We start from the raw sequence: 21,978 nt of genomic DNA, 5'->3' as shown, positions 1-21,978 counted from the left end.
CGGGCGGTCGAACAACCGTCACCGTTCCCGGCCACGATGCCGGTCCAGACCCGCCGAGGAGCCTGTCCATGCGCCATGCCGTGACCCCTGCGAGTGCCGAGCCCCTGACGACCGGCCCGCGTCGTCGTGACGTGCTCGCCGGCTTCGCCTGTCTCGGCGCGGCCTTCCTCGCCGGCCCCGCAGCACGCGCCGCCGATGCGCCCCGGCTCAGGTTGCGCGTGCTGGAGACCTCGGATCTCCACACCGCGGTGATGGACTGGGACTACTACCGGGCGAAGCAGGATCTCTCGCAGGGCGTGGTCCGCACTGCCTCGCTGGTGCGCGCCGCGCGGGCCGAGGCCCCGAACTGCCTGCTGTTCGACAACGGCGACCTGATCCAGGGCAATCCGCTGGGCGACTACGTCGCCCGGCCCGGCGGCCTCGCCGCGGGCGAGCGCCATCCGCTGGTCGCGGTTCTGGAGGCCCTCGGCACCGATGCGGCGACAGTCGGCAATCACGAATTCAACTTCGGCCTCGACTTCCTCGAGCGCTCGCTCGCCGGCGCCAAGTTCCCGTTCGTCTGCGCCAATATCGAACGTGCCGACGGCTCGGACTTCCTGCCGAAGACCGTCGTGCTGGAGCGAACCTTCGTCGATGCGAACGGCGCGGCGCACACGTTGAGGATCGGTGTGGTCGGTTTCGTCACGCCGCAGATCATGAACTGGGACAGGTCGAAGCTCGAAGGCCGGCTGAAGGCTTTCGACATCGTCGATGCGGCGCACGCGGTCGTGCCGGACCTGCGCGCCCGCGCCGATATCGTCGTCGGCCTCTGCCATGCCGGCATCGGCGGCGGTCCGCGACTGGTCGGCGAGGAGAACGCCGCGCTGCATCTCGCCGAGGCCGCCGGCCTCGACATCGTGCTGACCGGCCATTCGCACCGGGTTTTCCCGGCCCGGACTACGCCAAGACCGACCATGCCGATGCGACGCGCGGCACGCTCGCCGGCGTGCCGGCCGCGATGCCGGGCTTCTGGGGCAGCCACCTCGGCGTGCTCGATCTCGATCTGGTGCGCGACGGCGAGCGCTGGAAGCTCGCCGACTTCCACGTCGAGACCCGCCCGATCGCCAGGCGCATCGACGGCAAGCTGGTCGCCACCGTCGAGCCCGATGCGGCCATCGCGGCGCTGATCAAGCCGGCGCACGAGGCGACCAAGGCCTGGATCGAGACGCCGGTCGGCCGCTTCGCCGAGCGGGTGCAGAGCTATTTCGTCTGGACCGGCGAGGACGCACCGTCGAACGTGGTCCACGCCGCCCAGATCGACTACGCCAAGCGGATGCTCGCCGGCACGCCGCATGCCGGTCTGCCGATCCTGTCGGCGGTCGCGCCGTTCAAGACCGGCTACACGCCCGACTGGTTCACTGATGTCGCCGCCGGCCCGGTCGCGCTGCGCGACGCGGCCGATCTCTACACCTATCCGAACACGCTCGCGGTCGTCCGGGTGACGGGCGCGACCGTGCGCGAGTGGCTCGAACACGGTGCGCGCGTGTTCAACACGCTGAAGCCGGGGGCGGGCGAGCCGCAGCCGCTGCTCGACGGCCATGTGCCGTCCTACAATTTCGACGCCATCGCCGGCGTGAGCTACGGCATCGACCCGACCAGGCCGGCGCGCACCGACCAGAACGGCGCGATCGTCACGCCGGACGGCGGCCGCATCGTCGATCTGAGCTTCGAGGGCAAGCCGATCGATCCGGCGGCGGAATTCCTGGTCGTCACCAACAACTACCGCGCCGATGGTGGCGGCAAGTTTCCGGGCCTCGGCGGCGACAATGTGGTCCTGCGCGCGCCGGACCTCAGCCGCGACGTGGTGGTCGCCTGGATCAAGGCGCATGATCCGGTCTCGGTCGCGGCCACGACGCCGTGGCGCTACGCGGTCACCGGCGGGCCGATTGTGGTCGGCTTCGATACCGGCACGGCCGCGCGTGCGCTCGTGGGCGAGCGGCCGAAGCTGAAACTCGGCGAGGGTGCCAAGGCTGGCTATGTGCGGGTGACCTTCGAGATCTGAGCGAGGCCACCTGTTCCGTGGCGTTCAATCTCGAGCCCGACCGTTGACGCGCCGGAGACGATATGGTCCCTTGGCCGTGTCGGTGTCCTGATGGACCTAACAGGGAATCCGGAACGCCGGTCGCAAGACCGGCATGGCCGGAGCTGCCCCCGCAACCGTGAGCGGAGAGGGCCCTTCATGCGTGCCACTGGGGTGACCCGGGAAGGCCGAAGGGTCCGCTGAACCGCGAGCCGGGAGACCTGCCGACGCTGTTCCAACTCGACCGGGCGGGGTGCCTCGGCGGCGGAAACATGGGCCTTCGCCGACCCGTCGCCTCGCGCGGCCGTTCGTCCGGAGATGGCCGCCGCCCGGCGGCTCGCCCGTGTATCCTGCGTCATGCCCCATCCGGTCTCGGCAGAGCGGAGGGCTCATGCGCGGTAAGTCCCATTTTCGAAATCCCCACCCGCTGGATGCGACCGGCTCCGAACCGCCGGGATCGGACGTGACCGCCCGCACCCGCGTCACGCTGATCGAAGGCCAGCCCGTGCCCGTCGGTGCCCGGCGCGGCGGCGCCGGATCGATGACGCCGGCACCGACGCGCCGGCGGCCCTCCAGACCGCAGCCGCCGAGGCTCGATCCCACCGATATCGCCACCGTGATCCTGACGCTCTCGGCAACCGCGGCCGGTGCCGACATCGGCCTAATCGCGCGACAGCTCCGCGCCGGCGTCGATCGGGCTGACATGGCGCGCGCCTTCGACATCGCCGAGCGCCGCTTTGCCGAGCTGAAGAGCCTCAGCCTCGCCGATGGCTGAGCGCCGGACATGCCCCGGCGCGGCTCACGTGTCCGGGCGTTGACATCTCCATCAAACGTTATGTTATAACATAACATATGCCGTGCGAACCGGATCGGTCCGCCGCCTCCTTCCCTGAACCAGCGGATTTTCCCATGTCCCTGAACAGCTTCATTCCGGTCGCCGCAGCGCGCCGCTTCGCCTTGCCGCTGCTGCTGACGACGGCCCTGATCGCCCCGCAACTCGCCTCGTCGGCGGCTGCGGCACCTGTCACGATCGAAAACTGCGGTCGCACGCTGACCTTCGAGCACCCGCCGGAGCGGGTCGTCTCGGTCGGACAGAGCTCGACCGAGATCCTCTATCTGCTCGGCCTCGCCGACAAGGTCGCCGGCACGGCGGTCTGGCTCGGGCCGGTGCTGAAGGGCTACGAGGCGATCAACGCCAAGGTGCCGCGGCTCGCCGACAACGACCCGAGCTTCGAGAGCGTCGTCTCGCGCAAGCCGCAGCTGGTCACGACCCAGTTCGAATGGCAGATCGGCCCGAAGGGCGTGGTCGGCACGCCGCAGCAGTTCGCCGACCTCGGCATCCCGGTCTACACCTCGCCGGCCGATTGCCAGGGCAAGGACAACGCCGGCGCCGGCGACGGCCTGCGCACGGCCGCCTTCGACATGGGCCTGATCTATCGCGAGATCGACGACATGGCCCGCATCTTCGACGTCAAGGATCGCGGCGACAAGCTGATCGCCGAGCTGAAGGCGCGCGAGGAGGCGGCGCGCAAGAAGATCGCCGGCTATGGCGGCAAGGTCTCGGCGGTGTTCTGGTTCTCCAGCTCGCAGATGAAGGCGGACCCCTATGTCGCCGGCCGCCGTGGCGCGCCGGCCTACATCATGGCGACGCTCGGCATCCGCAACGTGATCGAGACCGACGAGGAATGGCCGACCATCGGCTGGGAGACGATCGCGCGCGCCAACCCGACCGTGATCGTCGCCGGCAAGATGGACCGTCGCCGCTATCCGGCCGACGACATCACCGCCAAGCTCGCGTTCCTGAAGTCCGACCCGGTCACGAGCCTGATGCCGGCGGTCAAGGCCGACCGCATCGTCGAACTCGACGCCCAGGCGATGAACCCGACCATCCGCACCATCGACGGCATCGAGGCCCTGGCCGAAGCGGTCGACAAGGCGCGGCTCTCGGAGTGATGACGCCAGCGTTGATCCTGCGCCGGGCAGGGGCGGGCGCCCTCGCGCTCGCCCTCCTCATCCTGGCGGTCGCGGCCGGTGCCGCGCTCGGCGAGACCGCGATCCCGCTCTCGACCGTGGCCGCGACCGTCGCTCAGAAGCTATGGGGCGCGGCGACCTCGGTCGACGCCATCGATGCCGGCATCGTCTGGAACTACCGCATCGCCCGCGCGCTGATGGCGGCGGCGTGCGGCATGGCGCTGGCCGTCAGCGGCGCGGTGCTGCAGTCGCTGCTGCGCAACCCGCTCGCCGATCCCTACCTGCTCGGCATCTCGGCCGGCGCCTCGACGGGCGCGGTCAGCGTCGCCGTGCTCGGCCTCGGCGGCGGCGCGCTGTCGCTGACCTCCGGCGCGCTCGCCGGCGCGCTTCTGGCATTTGCGCTCGTGGCCTTTCTGGCCTGGCGGGCCGGGCGGGGCGCGGCCTCGGTGATCCTCGCCGGCATCGCCGGTTCGCAGCTGTTCAATGCCCTGACCTCCTTCGTGGTTGCAAAGGCCGCGACCGCCGATCAGGCGCGCGGCATCCTGTTCTGGCTGCTCGGCAATCTCTCCGGCACGCGCTGGCCGGATGTCACGGTCGCCGTGCCGGCCGCGCTGATCGGCACCGCCGTCTGCGTCGCCCACGCCCGCGCGCTCGACGCCTTCGCCTTCGGCACCGACTCGGCCGCCTCGCTCGGCGTACCGGTCCGGCGTGTGCAGGTCACGCTCGTGCTGGCCGCCGCCGCCATGACCGCCGTGATGGTCGGCTTCGTCGGCTCGATCGGCTTCGTCGGGCTGGTGGTTCCGCATGTCGCGCGCATGTTCGTCGGCGTGCGCCACGGCGCGCTCCTGCCGGCGAGCGCGGTCGCCGGGGCTGTGTTCATGATCGCCGCCGATGTGTTATCGCGCGTCGTCGTCCAGGGCCAGGTTCTGCCGATCGGCGTCATGACCGCGCTCGTCGGCGCGCCGATCTTCGCCGTCATTCTCGTACACAGGAGGATCGACCGATGAAGGTCGAAGCCCGTGAAGTCAGCTGGATCGCCGGTCGCCGGCCCGTGGTCGACGGTGTCTCGCTCGAGGTCCGGCCCGGCGAGTTCTTCGGCGTGGTCGGGCCGAACGGCTCGGGCAAGAGCACGCTCCTGTCGCTGCTCGCCGGGCTGCGTCGCCCGGCGACCGGGGCCGTGACGCTCGACGGTGCACCGATCGGCTCGATCGGCCGCCGCCCGCTGGCCCGGCTTCTGGCGCTGGTCGAGCAGCAGGCCGATACCGCCGAGCGGCTGACCGGCCGGCAGGTCGTCGAACTCGGCCGCACGCCCTATCTCTCCGCGCTCGAACCCTGGTCGGCGCGCGACGACGCCATCATCGAGCGCGCGCTCGTGGCCGTCGACATGGCCGGCCGCGCCGGCCGGCTCTGGCATACGCTGTCGGGCGGCGAGCGCCAGCGCCTGCACATCGCCCGCGCGGTGGCGCAGGAGCCGCGCGTCCTGCTGCTCGACGAGCCGACCAACCACCTCGACGTCGAACACCAGATCGGCCTGCTCGATCTCGTGCGCGGTCTCCGCGTCACCGTCGTCGCGGTGCTGCACGACCTCAATCACGCGCTGATGTTCTGCGACCGCGTCGCCGTGCTCCGCGACGGTCGGCTCGACGCGATCGGCGCGCCCGCCGAGGTGCTGACGCGCCGCCGGCTGGCTGACGTGTTCCGCGTCGAGGCCGAGATCCGGCACGACGGCGAGGGGCGCCGTTCATCCGCTATCTGCGCCCGGGCGCATCGGCGGTTCGCGCGGTGGCGGCGGCATGACGGCCGCGACCAACCGTTCGCTGAAGGACGACATTCGCGACTACTGGTCGGAGCGGTCGAAGACATTCGATCTCGCCTTCGGCCATCGAATCCCGCGCGGCGGGCCGGAGTTCGAGGCCTGGTCGGCCGCCATCGCCGACCGGATCGGGCCCGCGCCCCAGCGCGTGCTCGAACTCGCCTGCGGCACCGGCGAGGTCACCGCGCTCTTGCTCGCGCTCGGCCACGAGGTGACGGCGCTCGACTTCTCCGAGGACATGCTCGCGGTCGCCCGCGCCAAACACGCCGGCAGGCCGCGGCTTCGCCTGCTGCTCGCCGATGCCGAAAACCCGATGTTGCCGGAGGCGAGCTTCGACGCGATCGTCTGCCGGCATCTGGTCTGGACGCTGACCGATCCGGCTGCCGCGCTCGTGGAATGGCGCCGTCTGCTCCGGCCCGGCGGCCGTCTCGTCGTCTTCGACGGCGATTGGTCGAGCCCCTTCGGCCTCGGCCGTGTGGCGGCACTGGCGATCGCCGGTCTCGACCGGCTGTTCGGCCCGGACCGGCACTATGACGGCGCGCTCGGCGATCGGCATCGCGGCATCATGGGCCGTCTCCCCTTCGCCGATGGCCTGACGCCCGAGCGCTTGGTCCCCATGCTGGCGGCGGCGGGCTTCTCCGACATCGCGATCGGCTCGCATGCCCCGATCGCCGCCGCGCAACGGCGCGGCGCCAATCTTCGCAATCGCATGAGAACCTTCGTCTATCGGCGCTTCGTCCTGTCCTGCCGGGTCGAAGGACCGAGCGTCGCGCGATCGCGCTGAGGACGATACGCGCTCCGCTCAACGGCTGAAGCGGACGGGCACGCTGAGCGTGATCGATCCGCCGCGCGCCACCTCTGCCGGCGGGGACGGCAACGGGCTCGCCCGGCGCGGCAACGCTGTCGCCTCGGCATCGAGCGCGGCATCGCCGGAGGACCGCACGAGCCGCGCCGAGACGACGTCGCCGCTCGCCCCGATGGTGAAGGCGACCACGCTGACGCCCGTGCCGGCGCCGGGCGGAAACCGCTTGTGCCGGTTGAGATGCGAGGAAAGCCGCTCCTTCCACGCCGCTGTCGCCGCGGCGCTAGACGGCGCGCTGCTGACCGCCGGTGTCGGGGCGGGTGCCGGCCGCGTTTCCGCGACGCGGGGCGGGGTCGGACGCTCGGGTTGCCGATGCTTCGGCTCCGGCTGGCGACGCTCGGCCGGCTGCCGCTTCGGGGAGGCTTGTGCGCCTCGACCGGCTTCGCCGGGGCGGGAGGCGGCGGCAGGACTGCGGCATCGGGCGGAATTGGCAGGGCCGGCTCCGGAGGCGCAGGCACCGATGGCGTCGGCTCGGGCGGCGTCGGCTCGGGCGGCGGCGCCGGCTGAACGGTGGCGGTCTTTTCGGGTTCTGGTGGCGTCTCTGGTGGCATCTCCGGGGGCGGCGGCTCCTTCGGGAGCTGTTCGGCCACGGTCTCGGGCGGGGGCATGTCCGCGAGCGGGGGCTCCGGCCGCGCCATGTCTGGCCGCGCGATGTCCGGCTGGGGCGGTTCGGGCGGCGCGGACTGGACCGGTGGTGCCTCTGGGGGCGCAGGGGCGACCTCGGCCGTGCGCGCGGGCTCCTGCGCCGGCGCATCGGGCGTCGAGACGACCGGCTCGAGGTCGATCTCCACCGCCACGGCCGGCGCGCCGATCGGATCGATCAGCACCGGCGGACGCGTCGCCAGATGCCAGAGCAGCGCCGCATGCAGCCCGGTCGCCGCGACGCAGGCGAGCGTCCAGCCGAACGCCGGCGCAACGTCGAGACCGGCCGCACCCGGTCTCGCCGCGTTCGACGGCGCACTCACGGCGCCCTCCGAGGGTCAACGGGCACGGGAATGCGCTCCGGGGAATGGCGGCCGCAGCGGCGCGCGGCGCTCCGCGGCGCGGCATTCACGGCAGAGAAGTCGGCGACGCGCGTCGCACGCAGGGTCATGGCATCCGTCTCGATCGCACTCATCCGGGACAATCCCGGGATCGGCGGCCCGTCCGAGGCCGCGGCGGACGATAAGCGGATATACAAGTCCCTGCAAATACAATGATTTTGATCTATTCCAATCCAAATCCATCCGGACGTCGCGGCAGGTCCGGAGCCGGTTCGGCCGGCATCCGGGATCCTGGGGCGCGAACGCGCGTCGGCGCGCCCGACCCCGATCTCGCCCCTGATCCCGACCGCCGGCTCAGCCGAGCGCCGCGAGCCGCCACTCCTGACGCGCGAGCAGGAAGTCGATGTCGGCGATGTCCGCCGCACTGAGCTTCGGTCCCGGCGCCCGCAGGTGGCGGAGCCGATCGCGCCGCGGCGGGCGAGCACATGCTTGCGGATCGCGAGCCCGAGCCCCGGCTGCTGCTCGTAGCGGGCGAACGGCAGGTAGGCGTCGAAGATGTCCTGCGCGCGCTCGAGATCGCCACGGCCGTGCGCCGCGACGACCCCGACCATCATCTCGGGGAAGGCGAAGCCGGTCATCGCGCCGTCCGCGCCGCGCCGCATCTCCTCGGCGAGGAAGATGCCGCCGTTGCCGGTCAGGATCGAGATGCGCCGCATCTCGCCCGCGGTTTCCCATGCGCGCAAGGTCGAGATCTTGGCCAGGCCCGGCCAATCCTCGTGTTTCAGCATCACGCAGTTGGCGTTGGCCTCGACGATGCGCCGGATCACCTGCGGCGTCATCACGACCGTCAGCGTCAGCGGATAATCCTGGATCACGAACGGCACGTTCGCGCCGATCGTCGCGGCGGCGCCGGCGTAGTAGCCGACGATCTGATCGTCGGTGCGCAGATGCGCGGGCGGGGCGATCATGACGCCGGCCGCACCGCCGTCCATGACCCGCGCCGTCAACTCGCCCATGGCGGCAAAGCCGGGCGACGAGACGCCGACGATGGTCGGCACCCGGCCGTCGATCCGCTTCAGAAACCGTTCGGCCACCGCCGCGCTCTCCGCGCTCGTGAGCTTCGGCGCCTCGCCGAGCTGGCCGAGCACGGTGAAGCCGGTGACGCCGTGCTCCAGATAGAAGTCGGTCAGCCGATCGATGCTGTCGAAGTCGATCCGGCCGTCGTCATGGAAGGGGGTGACGGCGATGATGTAAACGCCGCGGGCGCTGGCATCCAGGAGGGGCATGGGCGGATTCGTCCTGCTTCGATCGGGCTCTACGAAAGATGGCGGCAGCCATCGGCGCGCCGAACCCTAGACGAGGATCGACGGCGGCGAAATCGCTCGGTGGTCGATCCTGTCATTCGGCAAGCGGCGTGCCCGGCCACCGTCACGCCGCACCCCGCGCCTCGATCTCCCGGATCAGCCCGGCCTCGCGGTCCGCATGCCCCCAACGGTCGAAGGCGATGCGCCCGGCGAGGCTCGCGCGCTTCGCCCAGCCGCGCGTCTCGAGCTCCGGCCGATCGTGGAAGCGGGCGACATGGCCGAGGCACAGATAGGCGATCGGCACGATCGCCTCGGGAATGCCGAGCGCCGCCCGCAGCCGCTCCGGCCGGATGATGCTGACCCAGCCGACGCCGAGCCCTTCCGCGCGCGCCGCGAGCCAGAGGTTCTGGACCGCGCAGACCGTGCTGTAGAGATCCATGTCCGGCTGATGCGTACGGCCGAGCACGACCGGTCCGGCGCGGTCGCGATCGCAGGTCACGCAGATCCCGACCGGCGCCTCCCGAATTCCTTCCAGCTTGAGCGCCGCGTACTGTCGGGCACGGTCGTCGTCGAACATCGCGGCCGCCTCGCGATGCGCCTCCGCGAAGCCGTCATGGATCGCGGCCTTCACGGCCGCGTCGCGCACGACGATGAAATCCCAGGGCTGCATGAAACCGACCGAGGGCGCGTGATGCGCGGCGACGAGCACGCGCGCGAGCACCGCATCCGGCACTTGGGCCGGGCGAAATTCGCCGCGCACGTCGCGGCGTTCGAAGATGCACCTGTAGACGGCCGCGCGTTCGTCGGCGGAGAACGCGTGATCCGCGTCCGCTGTCGTGTCCATGGGTCCCCTCACGGAACGAATGACCGCTCGCCCGTCCACGGCGGCGGCCTATGTCTCCGGGCCGGTCTTCTGGCTCGGGTTCATCCCCCCGGACGCCTTCCCGGCCTGAGCCAGTGGCACCTTGCCCGGTGGTCCCCCTCACAGCGTTGGGCACGCGACGGATTTCAACCGTCTTCCCGATTCTCCCGGTTATGCCGGGCACCCGAAGCCTGAACGATCGCATGCCCGTGTCGCCGCGCCAAGCCGCGAATGCCGGATCGGTGTGCGGGGGACGGTGCTGCGACAATCGGGCTGTCTGCGGAGTTGGGGACGAATAGGGGACTTGACGGACGAACATGATGTGAACATACTGTGATCATATCCGGCACAGAACGGAGGAAATGGACATGGTTCGCATGTTTGGTCGCGTTTCCGAAATCCGTACCGCAACGCCTTCCGGCGTGATCTCCGCAGTCGACACCCGGCGCATCTTCGTTCCCGAGCGGCGGCGTCTCCTCGTCCGCCCGCTGCGCATGACCGTGCCGAAGGCGCGTCGCCGTCGCCTGCCTGCTTGGATCGAGAACACGGTCGCCGTGGTCGGCGATGGCGCGAGTGCCATCGGCCTTCTGTCGCTGGTCGCCGTCCTCACCTTGTGGGCCGACGTCATCATCCGTCTTGGCTGAGAGTGCCGAACAAACGGTGAATATCGGGCCGTTGGGCAGAGAGGCGCACCGTCGCAAGCGTGGGCCGGGCGGGGTCGCGAGCCGTTCGGCTCGTCGCGGCGGGGGCGAGAAAGGTGGCGTCATCCACAGGTCGGCGCATTTGCTGTTGGATGACGGGTGTTGACCGTTGAAGCGATCCGGCCGGCGCCGCATGGTCGCTCGCTGGCGGGCCGACGGATCGTGCCGCGATTCGGCCGGCTCGATCCGAGAGCCTTGCTCCGGACGGATCCGGTCGGCGGATCCTGATGGAGCGGGTGGCGCCGAAGTCGGCGCCACGTCCGGATCTCGGGGCTCGCGACGGAGGGACGCGCGATGGCGGCGGACGATGCAGCGGCAGGCGGTGCGGGGACGGGCGGCACGGAGACGCTGGGCTTCGTGCATCTGCGCGTGCATTCGGCCTATTCCCTGCTCGAAGGTGCGCTGACGCTCGGCAAGCTCATCGACCTCGCCAAGGCCGACTACCAGCCGGCGCTCGGGCTCTGCGACACCGGCAACCTGTTCGGCGCGCTGGAGTTCTCCGAGAAGGGCGCCGACAAGGGGCTGCAGCCGATCGTCGGCTGCGCAATCGCGGTCGCCTTCGACGACCCGGCCGAGACGCGCAAGCCGGGTGTGCCCCTGCCGCGTCTGGTGTTGATCGCCGCCAACGAGACCGGCTGGGCCAATCTGGTCCGGCTGGTGTCGCGCTCCTATCTCGGCACGCAGGGTGCAGAGGATCCGCATCTGCCGATCTCGGCGCTGGAGACGTTCTCGGCCGGCATCATCGCGCTGACCGGCGGTCCGGACGGGCCGATCGACCGCGTCCTGGTCGCCGATCACGAAGAGATCGCGCGCGAGCGGCTGGTGGCGCTGCACCGGATCTTCGGCGATCGGCTCTACGTCGAGATCCAGCGCCACGGGCTCGACACGGAGAAGAAGGCCGAGGCCGGCCTGCTCGATCTCGCCTACGACCTCCAACTGCCCATCGTGGCGACCAACGAGCCCTATTTTGCCAAGCGCGACGACTTCGAGGCCCACGACGCCCTGATCGCGATCGCCGAGGGCCGGGTCATCGCCGAGGAGGATCGGCGTCGCTTGACGCCCGAGCACTATTTCAAGAGCCGCGCGGAGATGGAAGCGCTGTTCGCGGATCTGCCGGAGGCGCTGCAGAACACGGTCGAGATTGCGCGGCGCTGCTCTTATCGGACGCTGAAACGCAAGCCGATCCTGCCGCGCTTCGCCGGCGCGGACGTCGACGATGTGGCGCTCGCCGAGAAGGCGGAGGCCGCGGAACTCGAGCGCCAGGCCTGGGAAGGCCTCGAACAGCGGCTGGCCGTGCATGGCACCGCGCCGGGGATCTCCGAGGCGGAGTACCGCAGCCGGCTCGAATTCGAGCTCGGCATCATCCAGCGGATGAAGTTCCCCGGCTACTTCCTGATCGTGTCGGACTTCATCAAGTGGGCCAAGGCGCATGGCATCCCGGTCGGACCGGGCCGCGGCTCCGGCGCGGGCTCGCTGGTCGCCTGGTCGCTGACCATCACCGACCTCGATCCGCTGCGCTTCGCCCTGCTGTTCGAACGCTTCCTCAACCCGGAACGCGTGTCGATGCCGGACTTCGACATCGACTTCTGCCAGGACCGGCGCGACGAGGTCATCCGCTACGTCCAGGAGAAATACGGCCGCGATCAGGTCGCGCAGATCATCACCTACGGAACCCTGCAGGCGCGCGCCGTTCTGCGCGACGTCGGCCGCGTGTTGCAGATGTCCTACGGTCAGGTGGACCGCCTCGCCAAGCTGGTGCCGCAGAACCCGGCCAACCCGGTGACGCTCGCGCAGGCCGTCAAGGACGAGCCGCGCCTCCAAGAGGCGCGCGAACAGGAACCGATCGTCGATCAGCTGCTCGACATCGCGATGAAGCTCGAGGGGCTCTATCGCCACGCCTCGACCCACGCCGCCGGCATCGTGATCGGCGACCGGCCGCTCGATCGCCTGGTGCCGCTCTACCGCGACCCGCGCTCCGACATGCCGGTCACGCAGTACAACATGAAATGGGTCGAGAGCGCCGGCCTGGTGAAGTTCGACTTCCTCGGCCTGAAGACGCTGACCGTGCTCGACACCGCGGTGAAGCTGATCGCGCGCCGCGGCATCACGGTCGATCTGGCGCAAATCCCACTCGACGATCCGAAGACTTATGCGCTTCTCGCCCGCGGAGAGACCGTCGGCGTGTTCCAGCTGGAAAGCCAGGGCATGCGCAAGGCGATCGCCGACATCAAGCCCGACCGGTTCGAGGACATCATCGCGCTCGTCGCGCTCTACCGTCCGGGCCCGATGGCGAACATCCCGGTCTACGGCGCGCGCAAGCAGGGGCTGGAGACGCCCGACTACCTGAACCCGCTGCTGGAGCCTGTGCTGAAGGAGACCTTCGGCATCATCGTCTACCAGGAGCAGGTGATGCAGATCGCGCAGATCCTGTCGGGCTACTCGCTCGGCGAAGCCGACCTGCTGCGCCGCGCCATGGGCAAGAAGATCAAGGCCGAAATGGACGCCCAGCGCGTCCGTTTCGTCGATGGCGCGGTCAAGCAGGGACTGACCCGCGACCAGGCCGACACGATCTTCGACCTGCTCGCCAAGTTCGCCGACTACGGCTTCAACAAGAGCCACGCCGCCGCCTACGCGCTCGTCGCCTATCAGACGGCCTATCTGAAGGCCAATCATCCGGTCGAGTTCATGGCGGCGTCGATGACGCTCGACATGTCGAACACCGACAAGATCAACGACTTCCGCCGCGAGGCGATGCGGCTCGGCATCGCGGTGCTCGCCCCCGACGTCAATCGCTCGAACGGCTATTTCGACGTCCGCGACGGCCGGATCATCTATTCGCTCGCTGCGGTCAAGGGCGTCGGCGGCGGTGCGGTCGACCATCTGGTCGAGGCGCGCGGCGACCGGCCGTTCAAGGATCTCGGCGATTTCGCGCGCCGGATCGATCCGAAGATCCTGAACCGGCGGACCTTGGAAAATCTCGTCGCGGCCGGCGCCTTCGATACGCTCGAGCCCGATCGCGCGCGCCTCTCCGAAGGCCTCGACGTCGTGCTCGCGGCGGCGAACCGCACGCGCGAGGACCAGCGGGAAGGGCAGGGCGCGCTGTTCGGCGGCGTCGCGAGCGAGGAGGCGATCCGCCTGCCGCAAGTCCCGGCCTGGCTGCCGGCCGAGCGCCTGCAACGCGAGCACGCCGCCGTCGGTTTCTATCTGTCCGCCCATCCGCTCGACGAGTATCGGCCGGTGCTCGAGAAGATGCGCGTCCAGATGTGGTCGGACTTCGCCGAATCGGTGAAACGCGGCTCGAACTTCGGCCGCCTCGCCGGCACGGTCACCAGCCGGCAGGAGCGCAAGACCAAGACCGGCAACAAGATGGGCATCGTGCGCATGTCCGATCCGACCGGCCAATACGAGGCGGTGATCTTCTCCGAGGGCCTGTCGCAGTATCGCGACCTGCTCGAGAGCGGCCAGTCGGTGGTCGTCTACGCCTCGGCCGAGGAACGCAGCGAGGGCATCAGCGTCCGCATCGAGAAGGTCGAGCCGCTCGAGCTGCTCGCCGGCCGGCAGAGCCAGAACCTGCGCGTGTTCCTGCGCGACATGGGGCCGCTCGATAGCCTCAGCCGGCAGATAGAGCCGCGCGGCGAGGGCGAGGTGAGTTTCGTTCTCCTGCTCGGCGAGGGCCGGCAGGAGGTCGAGGTGAAGCTGCCCGGCAAGTACCGGGTATCGCCGCAGATCGCGAGCGCGCTGAAGGCCGTGCCCGGCGTCGTGCAGGTGCAGCTGGCGTGAGGTGAGCTCGATCCGGCGGCCGGATCCGTGCCGAGAGCGGCGCGCCGACGCGGACGGCGGCTCTCCACGCGTATGCCGCAACCGATTCGCCGCTACGAAGCGAGGTTCTTGATCGCTGGGCGAAGGTTCGAAGTCCGAGGTTCCACGCGGCAGCGTCCGAGTGAGCCAAATCCTTCGATCGGTTCCGTCGGTCTGGCCCTTCGGCGGCGCTCCGCGGACTGGCCGGTCGGCGGCGGTCTGCGGACCGGTCCTTTGGCGAGGTCCGAGGCTCGACGTCCGGCGCCGCGACCGAGACGAGCGCGTCGACGCCAGGGTCCCGAGCCGCAAGGGGTGCCGCGCGCAAGAGCCCCCGAGACGCGGGGCGGTCGGCATCGGCGCCGATCACGAAGTGCGGCGGTCACCCTTGCAATCCTGTGCCGGCGCACCTATAACCCGCCGCATTCCACACGCGGGTTCGGGCGTGCGGCCGGGGAGGGATCCCTGGGCGCGGCGTCCATCCGGTGCTTTTTCGTTTCGCCTTCGGGCGAGCGGCGAGCGCAACGACCCGCGGAGGCACGAACCGGAAAATGAAGGAGTGACGGAGCCATGGCTCTGCCCGATTACGATATGCGTCAGCTGCTCGAGGCCGGCGTCCACTTCGGCCACCAGAAGCATCGCTGGAACCCGAAGATGGCGCAGTTCATCTTCGGCACCCGCAACAACATCCACATCATCGACCTCGCCCAGACGGTCCCGCTGCTGCATCAGGCCCTCAAGGCCATCAGCGACACGGTCGCCCGCGGCGGTCGCGTGCTGATCGTCGGCACCAAGCGTCAGGCCCAGGACTCGGTCGCCGACGCGGCGCGCCGTTCGGCCCAGTACTTCGTCAACAGCCGCTGGCTCGGCGGCATGCTGACCAACTGGAAGACGATCTCCCAGTCGATCCAGCGCCTGCGCAAGGTCGAGGAGACCCTCGCCAACCCGACCGGCCTGACCAAGAAGGAGCGCCTCACGCTCGATCGCGAGCGCGAGAAGCTCGAGCGCGCCCTCGGCGGCATCAAGGACATGGGCGGTCTGCCGGACCTCGTGTTCGTGATCGACACGAACCGTGAGGCGATCGCCATCCAGGAGGCGCGTCGCCTCGGCATTCCGGTCGCCGCGGTGCTCGATTCGAACTGCGATCCGGACGGCATCACCTTCCCGATCCCGGGCAACGACGACGCCGGCCGCGCCATCGCGCTCTACTGCGACCTGATCGCGCGCGCCGCCATCGACGGCATCTCGCGCGCCCAGGGCGACAGCGGCTACGACGTCGGCGCCGCGGAAGTCCCGCCGGAAGAGCCGGCGGTCGCGGAAGCCGCCGCGGAGTGAGGCAGTAAGCGCGGCATGTGCGGGCCGTAAGGCCGCGCGCCGCGCCTTGACCGGCCCGAGCGACGATCTCCGGCCGCGGGTCTCCCGCGGCCGTCATCGTATCGTCGCCGAGCATCGGCTCCTTGCCTTGTCCGTACCCGCGACCCTGCGGTCCGACTCGCTCGGTCGTGTGCGGTCGCAGGCGGGTGGGCGGACCCTCGCTGTCATAGACCGGCGCCGTCCACCGCGGATCGCGCCGACCCATTTCGAACGATGCCCGGGACGGCGCCGCCGCCGCTCGGGCAGGATCACGACGGACCGGCCGGACCGGGCCGTCCACCGCATCTCAGAGGACGCCATGACGATTACGGCTGCTATGGTGAAGGACCTGCGCGACAAGACCGGCGCGGGCATGATGGATTGCAAGACGGCGCTGACCGAGAACGGCGGCGACGTCGAGGCGGCGATCGACTGGCTGCGCAAGAAGGGCCTCGCCAAGGCGGCCAAGAAGTCGGGCCGCACCGCGGCCGAGGGCCTGGTCGGCATTGCGAGCGCCGGCACCGCCGCGGCGGTCGTCGAGGTCAACTCCGAGACCGACTTCGTCGCGCGCAACGACCAGTTCCAGGCGATCGTCTCGACCGTCGCCAACCTCGGCCTCGACGCCAAGGGCGACGTCGACAAGCTCGCCGGCCTGCCGTACCCGGATTCGGGCAAGACGGTCGCCGATCGTCTGACCGACGCGGTCGCCACCATCGGCGAGAACATGCAGCTGCGCCGCACCGCCTATCTCGAGGTCGGCGCCGGCGTGGTCGGCACCTACGTGCACAACGCGGTCGCCGACGGTCTCGGCAAGATCGGCGTGCTCGTCGCGATCGAATCGGCCGGCGACAAGGGCATCGTCTCGGGCTTCGCCCGTCAGGTGGCGATGCACATCGCCGCCGCGACGCCGCTCGCGGTGCGCCCGGAAGAGGTCGACGCCTCGACGCTCGAGCGCGAGAAGGCGATCTTCGCCGATCAGGCCCGCCAGTCCGGCAAGCCGGAAGCGGTCATCGAGAAGATGGTCGAGGGCCGCATCCGCAAGTTCTACGAGGAAGTCACCCTGCTGAAGCAGGCCTTCGTCGTGAACCCTGACCAGACCGTCGAAGCCGCCGTCGCCGCTGTGGCGAAGGAAGCCGGCGCGCCGGTCGAGATCAAGGCCTTCGTGCGCTACGTGCTCGGCGAGGGCATCGAGAAGGAGACCACGGACTTCGCGGCGGAAGTCGCGGCGGCCGCCGGTCACTGATCGAGGCGCCCCGGTCGGCGTTCGCTTCGACCGCGCGCATGTTGAAATCCGCGAGGGCGCCGGATGACATTCCGGCGCCCTTCGTGTATCCGGCGGTCCGACCTCCGCAGGCGCTCTCGTTGGGCCCGGAGGCCCGACGGGCCCGCTCCGTCATTTCGTCCGTTTTGTGAGGAGATCGCCGCATGTCCATGACGCTACGCTGGAAACGGGTCATCCTGAAGCTTTCCGGCGAGGCCCTGGCCGGCGGTGCGGCGATGGGAATCGATCCGGACGTGGTCGGGCGCATCGCCGACGACATCGTCGCCGCGCATGCGCTCGGCGCCGAGATCGGCGTCGTGATCGGCGGCGGCAACCTGTTCCGCGGCGCCTGGCTGCAGAAGCAGGGCACCGACCGGGTCGTCGGCGACCACATGGGCATGCTGGCGACGGTGATGAATGCGCTGGCGATGCGCGAGGCGCTCGCCGCCCGCGGTGTGAAGGCCTCGGCGCTCTCCGGTCTGGCGATCCCCGAGGTGGTCGACAGCTTCACGCAGCGCGACGCGCGCGAGCGTCTGGCGAGCGACCGGATCGTGCTGTTCCCGGGCGGTATCGGCTGTCCGTTCTTCACCACCGATACGACGGCGGCGCTGCGTGCGGCCGAACTCGGCGCCGACGCGGTGCTGAAGGCGACCAATGTCGACGGCGTCTACACGGCCGATCCGAAGACCGATCCGACCGCGACCCGCTACGACCGTGTCAGCTACGAGGAGGCGATCGCGCGCAATCTGAAGGTGATGGATACCGCCGCCTTCGCGATCGCCCGCGACAATCGTGTGCCGATCATTGTGTTCTCGGCCGACGAGCCGGGGGCGCTCGTCGATATCCTGAAGGGCGAGGGGCGCGGGACCGTGGTGGCGAGCTGACGAGGGCGAGGGACGGCGCGGCGGCGCGACCGGCCCGTTTTCGGCACAGTTGACTCCCATGGTGCCCTTGGGCAAAACCGCGACGAGCCCTCGGGCGGACCGCAGGTTTCGCGAGCCGCGGGCGACGACCGCGCGAACCGCAACGGGTCGACGCCGAGCGCCAGTATACCGGCAGGCGTTCGCAGTGGCACCGGCCGCGTCCGGGTCGATGCGCAAGGATCGGACACGCGACGGCGCGGTCGCGAAACGAAGAAGAGAAAGCCGAGACGATCATGGCAGCGAAATTCGACCTCGAGGATCTCAAGCGCCGCATGGGCCAGGCGGTCAACGTCTACAAGGACGAGCTCGCGGGTCTGCGCACCGGCCGCGCGTCGGTGAACCTGCTGGAGCCGATCACCGTCGACGCCTACGGCGCGCGCATGCCGCTGAACCAGGTGGCGACCGTGACCGTGCCCGAGCCGCGCATGCTCATGGTCCAGGTCTGGGACCGCGGCATGGCGTCGGCCGTCGACAAGGCGATCCGCGAGGCCAATCTCGGCCTCAACCCGATCGTCGAGGGTGCGACCATGCGCGTGCCGATCCCGGAGCTCAATGCCGAGCGCCGCAAGGAGCTCGTCAAGGTCGCGCATAAATATGCCGAGCAGGCCAAGGTGGCCGTGCGCCACGTCCGCCGCGACGGCATGGACCTTCTGAAGAAGGCGGCCAAGGACGGCATGGGCGAGGACGAGGAGAAGCGCCTCGAGGATCGCATCCAGAAGCAGACCGACGAGACGATCGTCGAGATCGACAAGCTTCTCGCCGCCAAGGAACAGGATATTCTGCGCGTGTGACGGCCGGTCCCGCGTCGCGCCGGGGGGCGGCGACCGGGCCCATGTCGTTCGGCGCTTCCATCGAATGTCCGTGACCGGCGGCGCGCCGCGGTCCGACGGCCCACCGGGGATAGACATCATCATGTCGGCGAGCCTTGACGCCTCCCGCACGCCGCCCTCCGTCGAGGGCGGATCGGCCGCCGTCCCGAAGCATGTCGCCATCATCATGGACGGCAACGGCCGCTGGGCACTGTCCCGCGGTCTGCCGCGCACCGAGGGCCACCGCAAGGGCGTCGAGATGGTCCGCCGGGCCGTCTCCTACGCCGACAAGGTCGGCATCGACTATCTGACGCTCTACTCGTTCTCGACCGAGAACTGGCGCCGCCCGGCCGACGAAGTCGGCTATCTGATGGGCCTGCTGAAGCTGTTCATCCGGCGCGATCTCGCGGATCTCCACGCCAACAACGTGCGCGTCCGCGTGATCGGCGACCGCGCGGATCTCCGGGCCGACATCGCGGCCCTGCTCGACGAGGCCGAAACCGCGACGCGCAATAACACCGGCCTGACGCTGGTCATCGCCTTCAACTACGGCGCCCGCCAGGAGATCGTCCGCGCGATGCGCCGGCTCGCCGAGCGGGTCGCGCGTGGCGAGATCGCCGCCGCGGACATCGACGTCGACGCGGTCTCGTCCGCACTCGACACCGCGGGCATCCCGGATCCGGATCTGGTGATCCGCACCAGCGGCGAGCAGCGCCTGTCGAATTTCCTGCTCTGGCAGGCGGCCTACGCCGAATTCGTCTTCCCCGCGGGCTTCTGGCCGGACTTCGACGAGGACGCCTTCGGCCGCGCGATCGCGGACTTCCAGGCACGCGAGCGCCGCTTCGGCGGCCTCGGCGAGCGGGTCGGGACCGCGCGATGACCGATCCGGCCGGGCGTTCCAGATCCGACGAACTGCGGCTGCGCATCCTGTCCGCCGCGGTGATCGGTCCGGCAGCCCTGATTCTGACCTGGGCCGGCGGCCTGTGGTTCGGGGCACTCGTGACTTTTTCCGTCACCGTGATGATGGTCGAGTGGACGACGATCGTGACCGGGACCGCGCCGCGTGGCGCGACGCTCCTGGCGACCGCGCTGACGGCCGGTGCCGTGCTGCTCGCGGCGCTGGCCGTGACGCTCGGCTGGCCGGTGCCGACGGTGGTCGCGATCGCGCTCGGCCTGATCGGCGCGGCCGCCCTGTGTGGGTTGGTCGCGCAGCCCGGACGCCGAATCTGGCTCGTCGCCGGGCCGGTCTATGCCGGGCTGCCGGGGCTGGCGTTGGTCGAGCTGCGCGACGGCACCGGCGGGCTCGCGGCGATCGTGTTCCTGTTCGCGGTCGTCTGGACAACCGACATCGCGGCGTTCTTCGCCGGCCGCGCGATCGGCGGCCCGAAGCTCTGGCCGCGCGTCTCGCCGAAAAAGACCTGGTCCGGCGCCATCGGCGGCCTCACCGGCGCCGTGATCGTCGGCGCGCTCGTCGCCCATGGCTTCGGCTTCCTTGCCTGGATCGCGATCGCCGTGGTCGCTGCGGTGCTTTCGATCGCCTCGCAGGCCGGAGACCTTTTCGAATCGTCGGTGAAACGCCATTTCGGGGTCAAGGACAGCGGCCGGATCATCCCTGGTCACGGCGGCATCCTCGATCGTGTCGACGGGCTCGTCGCCGCGGCGGCGCTGGCGATTCTACTCGGCTGGGCCCGCGGTGGCTTCGCCGATCCGGTGGCCGGGTTGCTCGGCTGGTGAGCGGATCGCCGTTCGCGCAGGCTCGGGGAGCGGCCGCGAAAGTGGTGGATCGTGACGCCGGCACCGGCGCCCCGGTCTTCCGGCGCGCCCGCGGCCCTTGCCGCCGTGCCATCAACGGGCCACGATCAATAGAGTTTTATTCACTTCTCCCGTGCCAATCTCGACACGGGTCGGACGCCCCCGGTGGGCGGAGAAGAGGACGATCATGGAACTCCTGAAAGGGGCGGCGACCACGCTCGTGTCATATGGGCCCCCCTTCCTCTTCGTGCTGACGCTGGTCGTGTTCTTCCATGAACTCGGCCACTTCCTCGTCGCCCGCTGGTGCGGTGTGGCGGTGAAAGCCTTCTCGATCGGCTTCGGTCCGGAGCTCGTCGGCTGGAACGACCGCCATGGCACGCGTTGGCGCATCGCGCTGCTGCCGCTCGGCGGCTATGTCAAGTTCGAGGGCGACGAGAACGCGGCGAGCGTTCCCGACCACGAGGCGCTCGCGGCGATGACGCCGGACGAGCGCGCGTCGAGCTTCGTCGGCAAGAGCGTCGGGCAGCGCGCGGCGATCGTCGCGGCGGGCCCGATCGCGAATTTCATCCTCGCCATCGTCATCTTCGCGGCACTGTTTACGCTCGCCGGCCGTCAGATCATCGCCCCGAAGGTCGGTGATGTGGCGGCGCAGAGCGCTGCCGCCGAGGCCGGCATCGAGAAGGGCGACGTGATCCTGTCCGTCGCCGGCACGCCGGTCGAGAGCTTCAACGACCTGATGCGCATCGTCTCGGTGCGCGCGGGCGAACCGACCGCGCTGACACTCGATCGCGGCGGCAAGACCATCGAACTGTCGGTGACGCCGCGGCTCGTCGAGGAGAAGAGCCGCTTCGGCATCCAGCGCCGCGGCCTGCTCGGCATCCGCGCCAGCCTCGATCCGGCCGATCGGACGCTGAAGACCTATCTGCCGCATCAGGCGGTGGTCGAGGCGGTCAAGGAGACCTGGTTCGTGGTCGAGCGCACCGGCGCCTATCTCGGCGGCATCGTCGCCGGGCGGGAATCGGCCGACCAGCTCGGCGGACCGCTGCGGGTCGCGCAGATCTCCGGCGAGGTGGCCGAGATCGGCTTCTCGGCGCTGCTCAATCTCGCTGCACTGCTGTCGGTGTCGATCGGCCTGCTCAATCTGATGCCGATTCCGATGCTCGACGGCGGCCATCTCGTCTTCTATGCGATCGAGGCGGCCCGTGGACGGCCGCTGTCCGAACGGTCGCAGGATATGGGATTCCGCATCGGCATGGCGATCGTGCTGATGCTGGTCGTGTTCGCGACCTGGAACGACGTGGTGCACTTTCGCTCGCTCTGACGGAGCGGTCGATTAGGTGCGCCGAGACCCGCGCCGGCGGGGGCGAATGCCGCCGCCGGATAGTCGAGCGGGTCGGGGCTGGAGAAATCTGCAGGCGCATGCCGACGTTTTTTCGGCATGTGTCCGGCTCCGGAGAGCGGCCTGACGTGGTCTCTCCGGCGGAAGGGTCAAGTAGAGGGCGTCCGACGCGGCGCTTTCGCTGTGGGGAA

16 protein-coding genes, 3 pseudogenes and 2 riboswitches are annotated in these 21,978 nt (G+C 69.9%); of the genes and pseudogenes, 16 read left to right on the top strand and 3 right to left on the bottom strand.

What is annotated here, in order from left to right:
* Positions 1-131: 131 nt before the first annotated feature.
* From ABS361_08270 to ABS361_08240, 7 genes and pseudogenes are all read left to right on the top strand, one after another.
* Positions 132-1,166: a metallophosphoesterase gene (locus tag ABS361_08270; protein ID XBY46204.1), complete on the top strand. Its 1,035-nt coding sequence runs from the start codon at positions 132-134 to the stop codon at positions 1,164-1,166.
* 65 nt (positions 1,167-1,231) lie between these two features.
* Positions 1,232-2,041, top strand: a complete 810-nt coding sequence (locus ABS361_08265; protein ID XBY46850.1) for a 5'-nucleotidase C-terminal domain-containing protein — start codon at positions 1,232-1,234, stop codon at positions 2,039-2,041.
* Between the two features lie 63 nt (positions 2,042-2,104).
* Positions 2,105-2,303: riboswitch (cobalamin riboswitch) on the top strand.
* A 219-nt stretch (positions 2,304-2,522) separates the two neighbouring features.
* The gene (locus ABS361_08260) at positions 2,523-2,834 is read left to right on the top strand and encodes a hypothetical protein (GenBank protein XBY46203.1); all 312 of its coding nucleotides are present in this window, start codon (positions 2,523-2,525) and stop codon (positions 2,832-2,834) included.
* A gap of 134 nt (positions 2,835-2,968) precedes the next feature.
* Entirely contained in the window at positions 2,969-4,012 is a 1,044-nt protein-coding gene (locus ABS361_08255) for an ABC transporter substrate-binding protein (protein XBY46202.1), read from the top strand.
* Complete coding sequence (locus ABS361_08250) at positions 4,012-5,037, top strand: iron ABC transporter permease (protein XBY46201.1); 1,026 nt, start codon at positions 4,012-4,014, stop codon at positions 5,035-5,037. The genes ABS361_08255 and ABS361_08250 overlap by 1 nt, the downstream gene beginning before the upstream one ends.
* Positions 5,034-5,759, top strand: a pseudogene (locus tag ABS361_08245) (ABC transporter ATP-binding protein). The gene ABS361_08250 and the pseudogene ABS361_08245 overlap by 4 nt, the downstream one beginning before the upstream one ends.
* A 64-nt stretch (positions 5,760-5,823) precedes the next feature.
* Positions 5,824-6,627, top strand: a complete 804-nt coding sequence (locus ABS361_08240; GenBank protein XBY46200.1) for a methyltransferase domain-containing protein — start codon at positions 5,824-5,826, stop codon at positions 6,625-6,627.
* A gap of 18 nt (positions 6,628-6,645) precedes the next feature.
* On the opposite strand, the gene ABS361_08235 is transcribed toward ABS361_08240, so the two are convergent.
* The 3 genes and pseudogenes from ABS361_08235 to bluB all read right to left on the bottom strand — a co-directional run bounded on the left by ABS361_08235 (position 6,646) and on the right by bluB (position 9,836).
* A complete protein-coding gene (locus ABS361_08235) occupies positions 6,646-7,755 on the bottom strand; it encodes a TonB family protein (GenBank protein ID XBY46199.1) in 1,110 nt (369 codons plus the stop codon).
* 287 nt (positions 7,756-8,042) lie between these two features.
* Positions 8,043-8,974, bottom strand: a pseudogene (locus tag ABS361_08230) (dihydrodipicolinate synthase family protein).
* 142 nt (positions 8,975-9,116) lie between these two features.
* Positions 9,117-9,836, bottom strand: coding sequence for a 5,6-dimethylbenzimidazole synthase (gene bluB / locus ABS361_08225; protein ID XBY46198.1), 720 nt, complete (start codon positions 9,834-9,836; stop codon positions 9,117-9,119).
* Between the two features lie 41 nt (positions 9,837-9,877).
* Positions 9,878-10,057, bottom strand: a riboswitch (cobalamin riboswitch).
* Positions 10,058-10,216: 159 nt separating this feature from the next.
* Between bluB and ABS361_08220 the strand changes: the two genes are divergently transcribed.
* The 9 genes and pseudogenes from ABS361_08220 (at position 10,217) to rseP (ending at position 21,769) form a co-directional block, all read left to right on the top strand.
* A complete protein-coding gene (locus ABS361_08220) occupies positions 10,217-10,498 on the top strand; it encodes a hypothetical protein (GenBank protein ID XBY46197.1) in 282 nt (93 codons plus the stop codon).
* Between the two features lie 351 nt (positions 10,499-10,849).
* On the top strand, positions 10,850-14,335 hold the full coding sequence (gene dnaE, locus ABS361_08215; protein XBY46196.1) for a DNA polymerase III subunit alpha: 3,486 nt from the start codon (positions 10,850-10,852) through the stop codon (positions 14,333-14,335).
* A gap of 585 nt (positions 14,336-14,920) precedes the next feature.
* Positions 14,921-15,667: pseudogene (gene rpsB / locus ABS361_08210) on the top strand (30S ribosomal protein S2).
* Between the two features lie 355 nt (positions 15,668-16,022).
* On the top strand, positions 16,023-16,946 hold the full coding sequence (tsf, locus tag ABS361_08205; protein ID XBY46195.1) for a translation elongation factor Ts: 924 nt from the start codon (positions 16,023-16,025) through the stop codon (positions 16,944-16,946).
* Between the two features lie 182 nt (positions 16,947-17,128).
* Complete coding sequence (gene pyrH / locus ABS361_08200) at positions 17,129-17,848, top strand: UMP kinase (GenBank protein ID XBY46194.1); 720 nt, start codon at positions 17,129-17,131, stop codon at positions 17,846-17,848.
* 272 nt (positions 17,849-18,120) lie between these two features.
* Positions 18,121-18,678, top strand: coding sequence for a ribosome recycling factor (gene frr, locus ABS361_08195; GenBank protein ID XBY46193.1), 558 nt, complete (start codon positions 18,121-18,123; stop codon positions 18,676-18,678).
* Between the two features lie 121 nt (positions 18,679-18,799).
* Positions 18,800-19,576 (top strand): isoprenyl transferase, encoded by a 777-nt coding sequence (locus ABS361_08190; GenBank protein ID XBY46192.1) that lies wholly within the window; start codon positions 18,800-18,802, stop codon positions 19,574-19,576.
* The gene (locus ABS361_08185) at positions 19,573-20,430 is read left to right on the top strand and encodes a phosphatidate cytidylyltransferase (GenBank protein ID XBY46191.1); all 858 of its coding nucleotides are present in this window, start codon (positions 19,573-19,575) and stop codon (positions 20,428-20,430) included. The genes ABS361_08190 and ABS361_08185 overlap by 4 nt, the downstream gene beginning before the upstream one ends.
* 205 nt (positions 20,431-20,635) lie before the next feature.
* Entirely contained in the window at positions 20,636-21,769 is a 1,134-nt protein-coding gene (rseP, locus tag ABS361_08180) for an RIP metalloprotease RseP (GenBank protein XBY46190.1), read from the top strand.
* Positions 21,770-21,978: the final 209 nt, after the last annotated feature.

The sequence above is a fragment of the Ancalomicrobiaceae bacterium S20 genome (assembly GCA_040269895.1).
GTDB classification, from domain to species: domain Bacteria; phylum Pseudomonadota; class Alphaproteobacteria; order Rhizobiales; family Ancalomicrobiaceae; genus Methyloraptor; species Methyloraptor flagellatus.
This window is presented reverse-complemented; position numbering and strand designations above follow the sequence as displayed.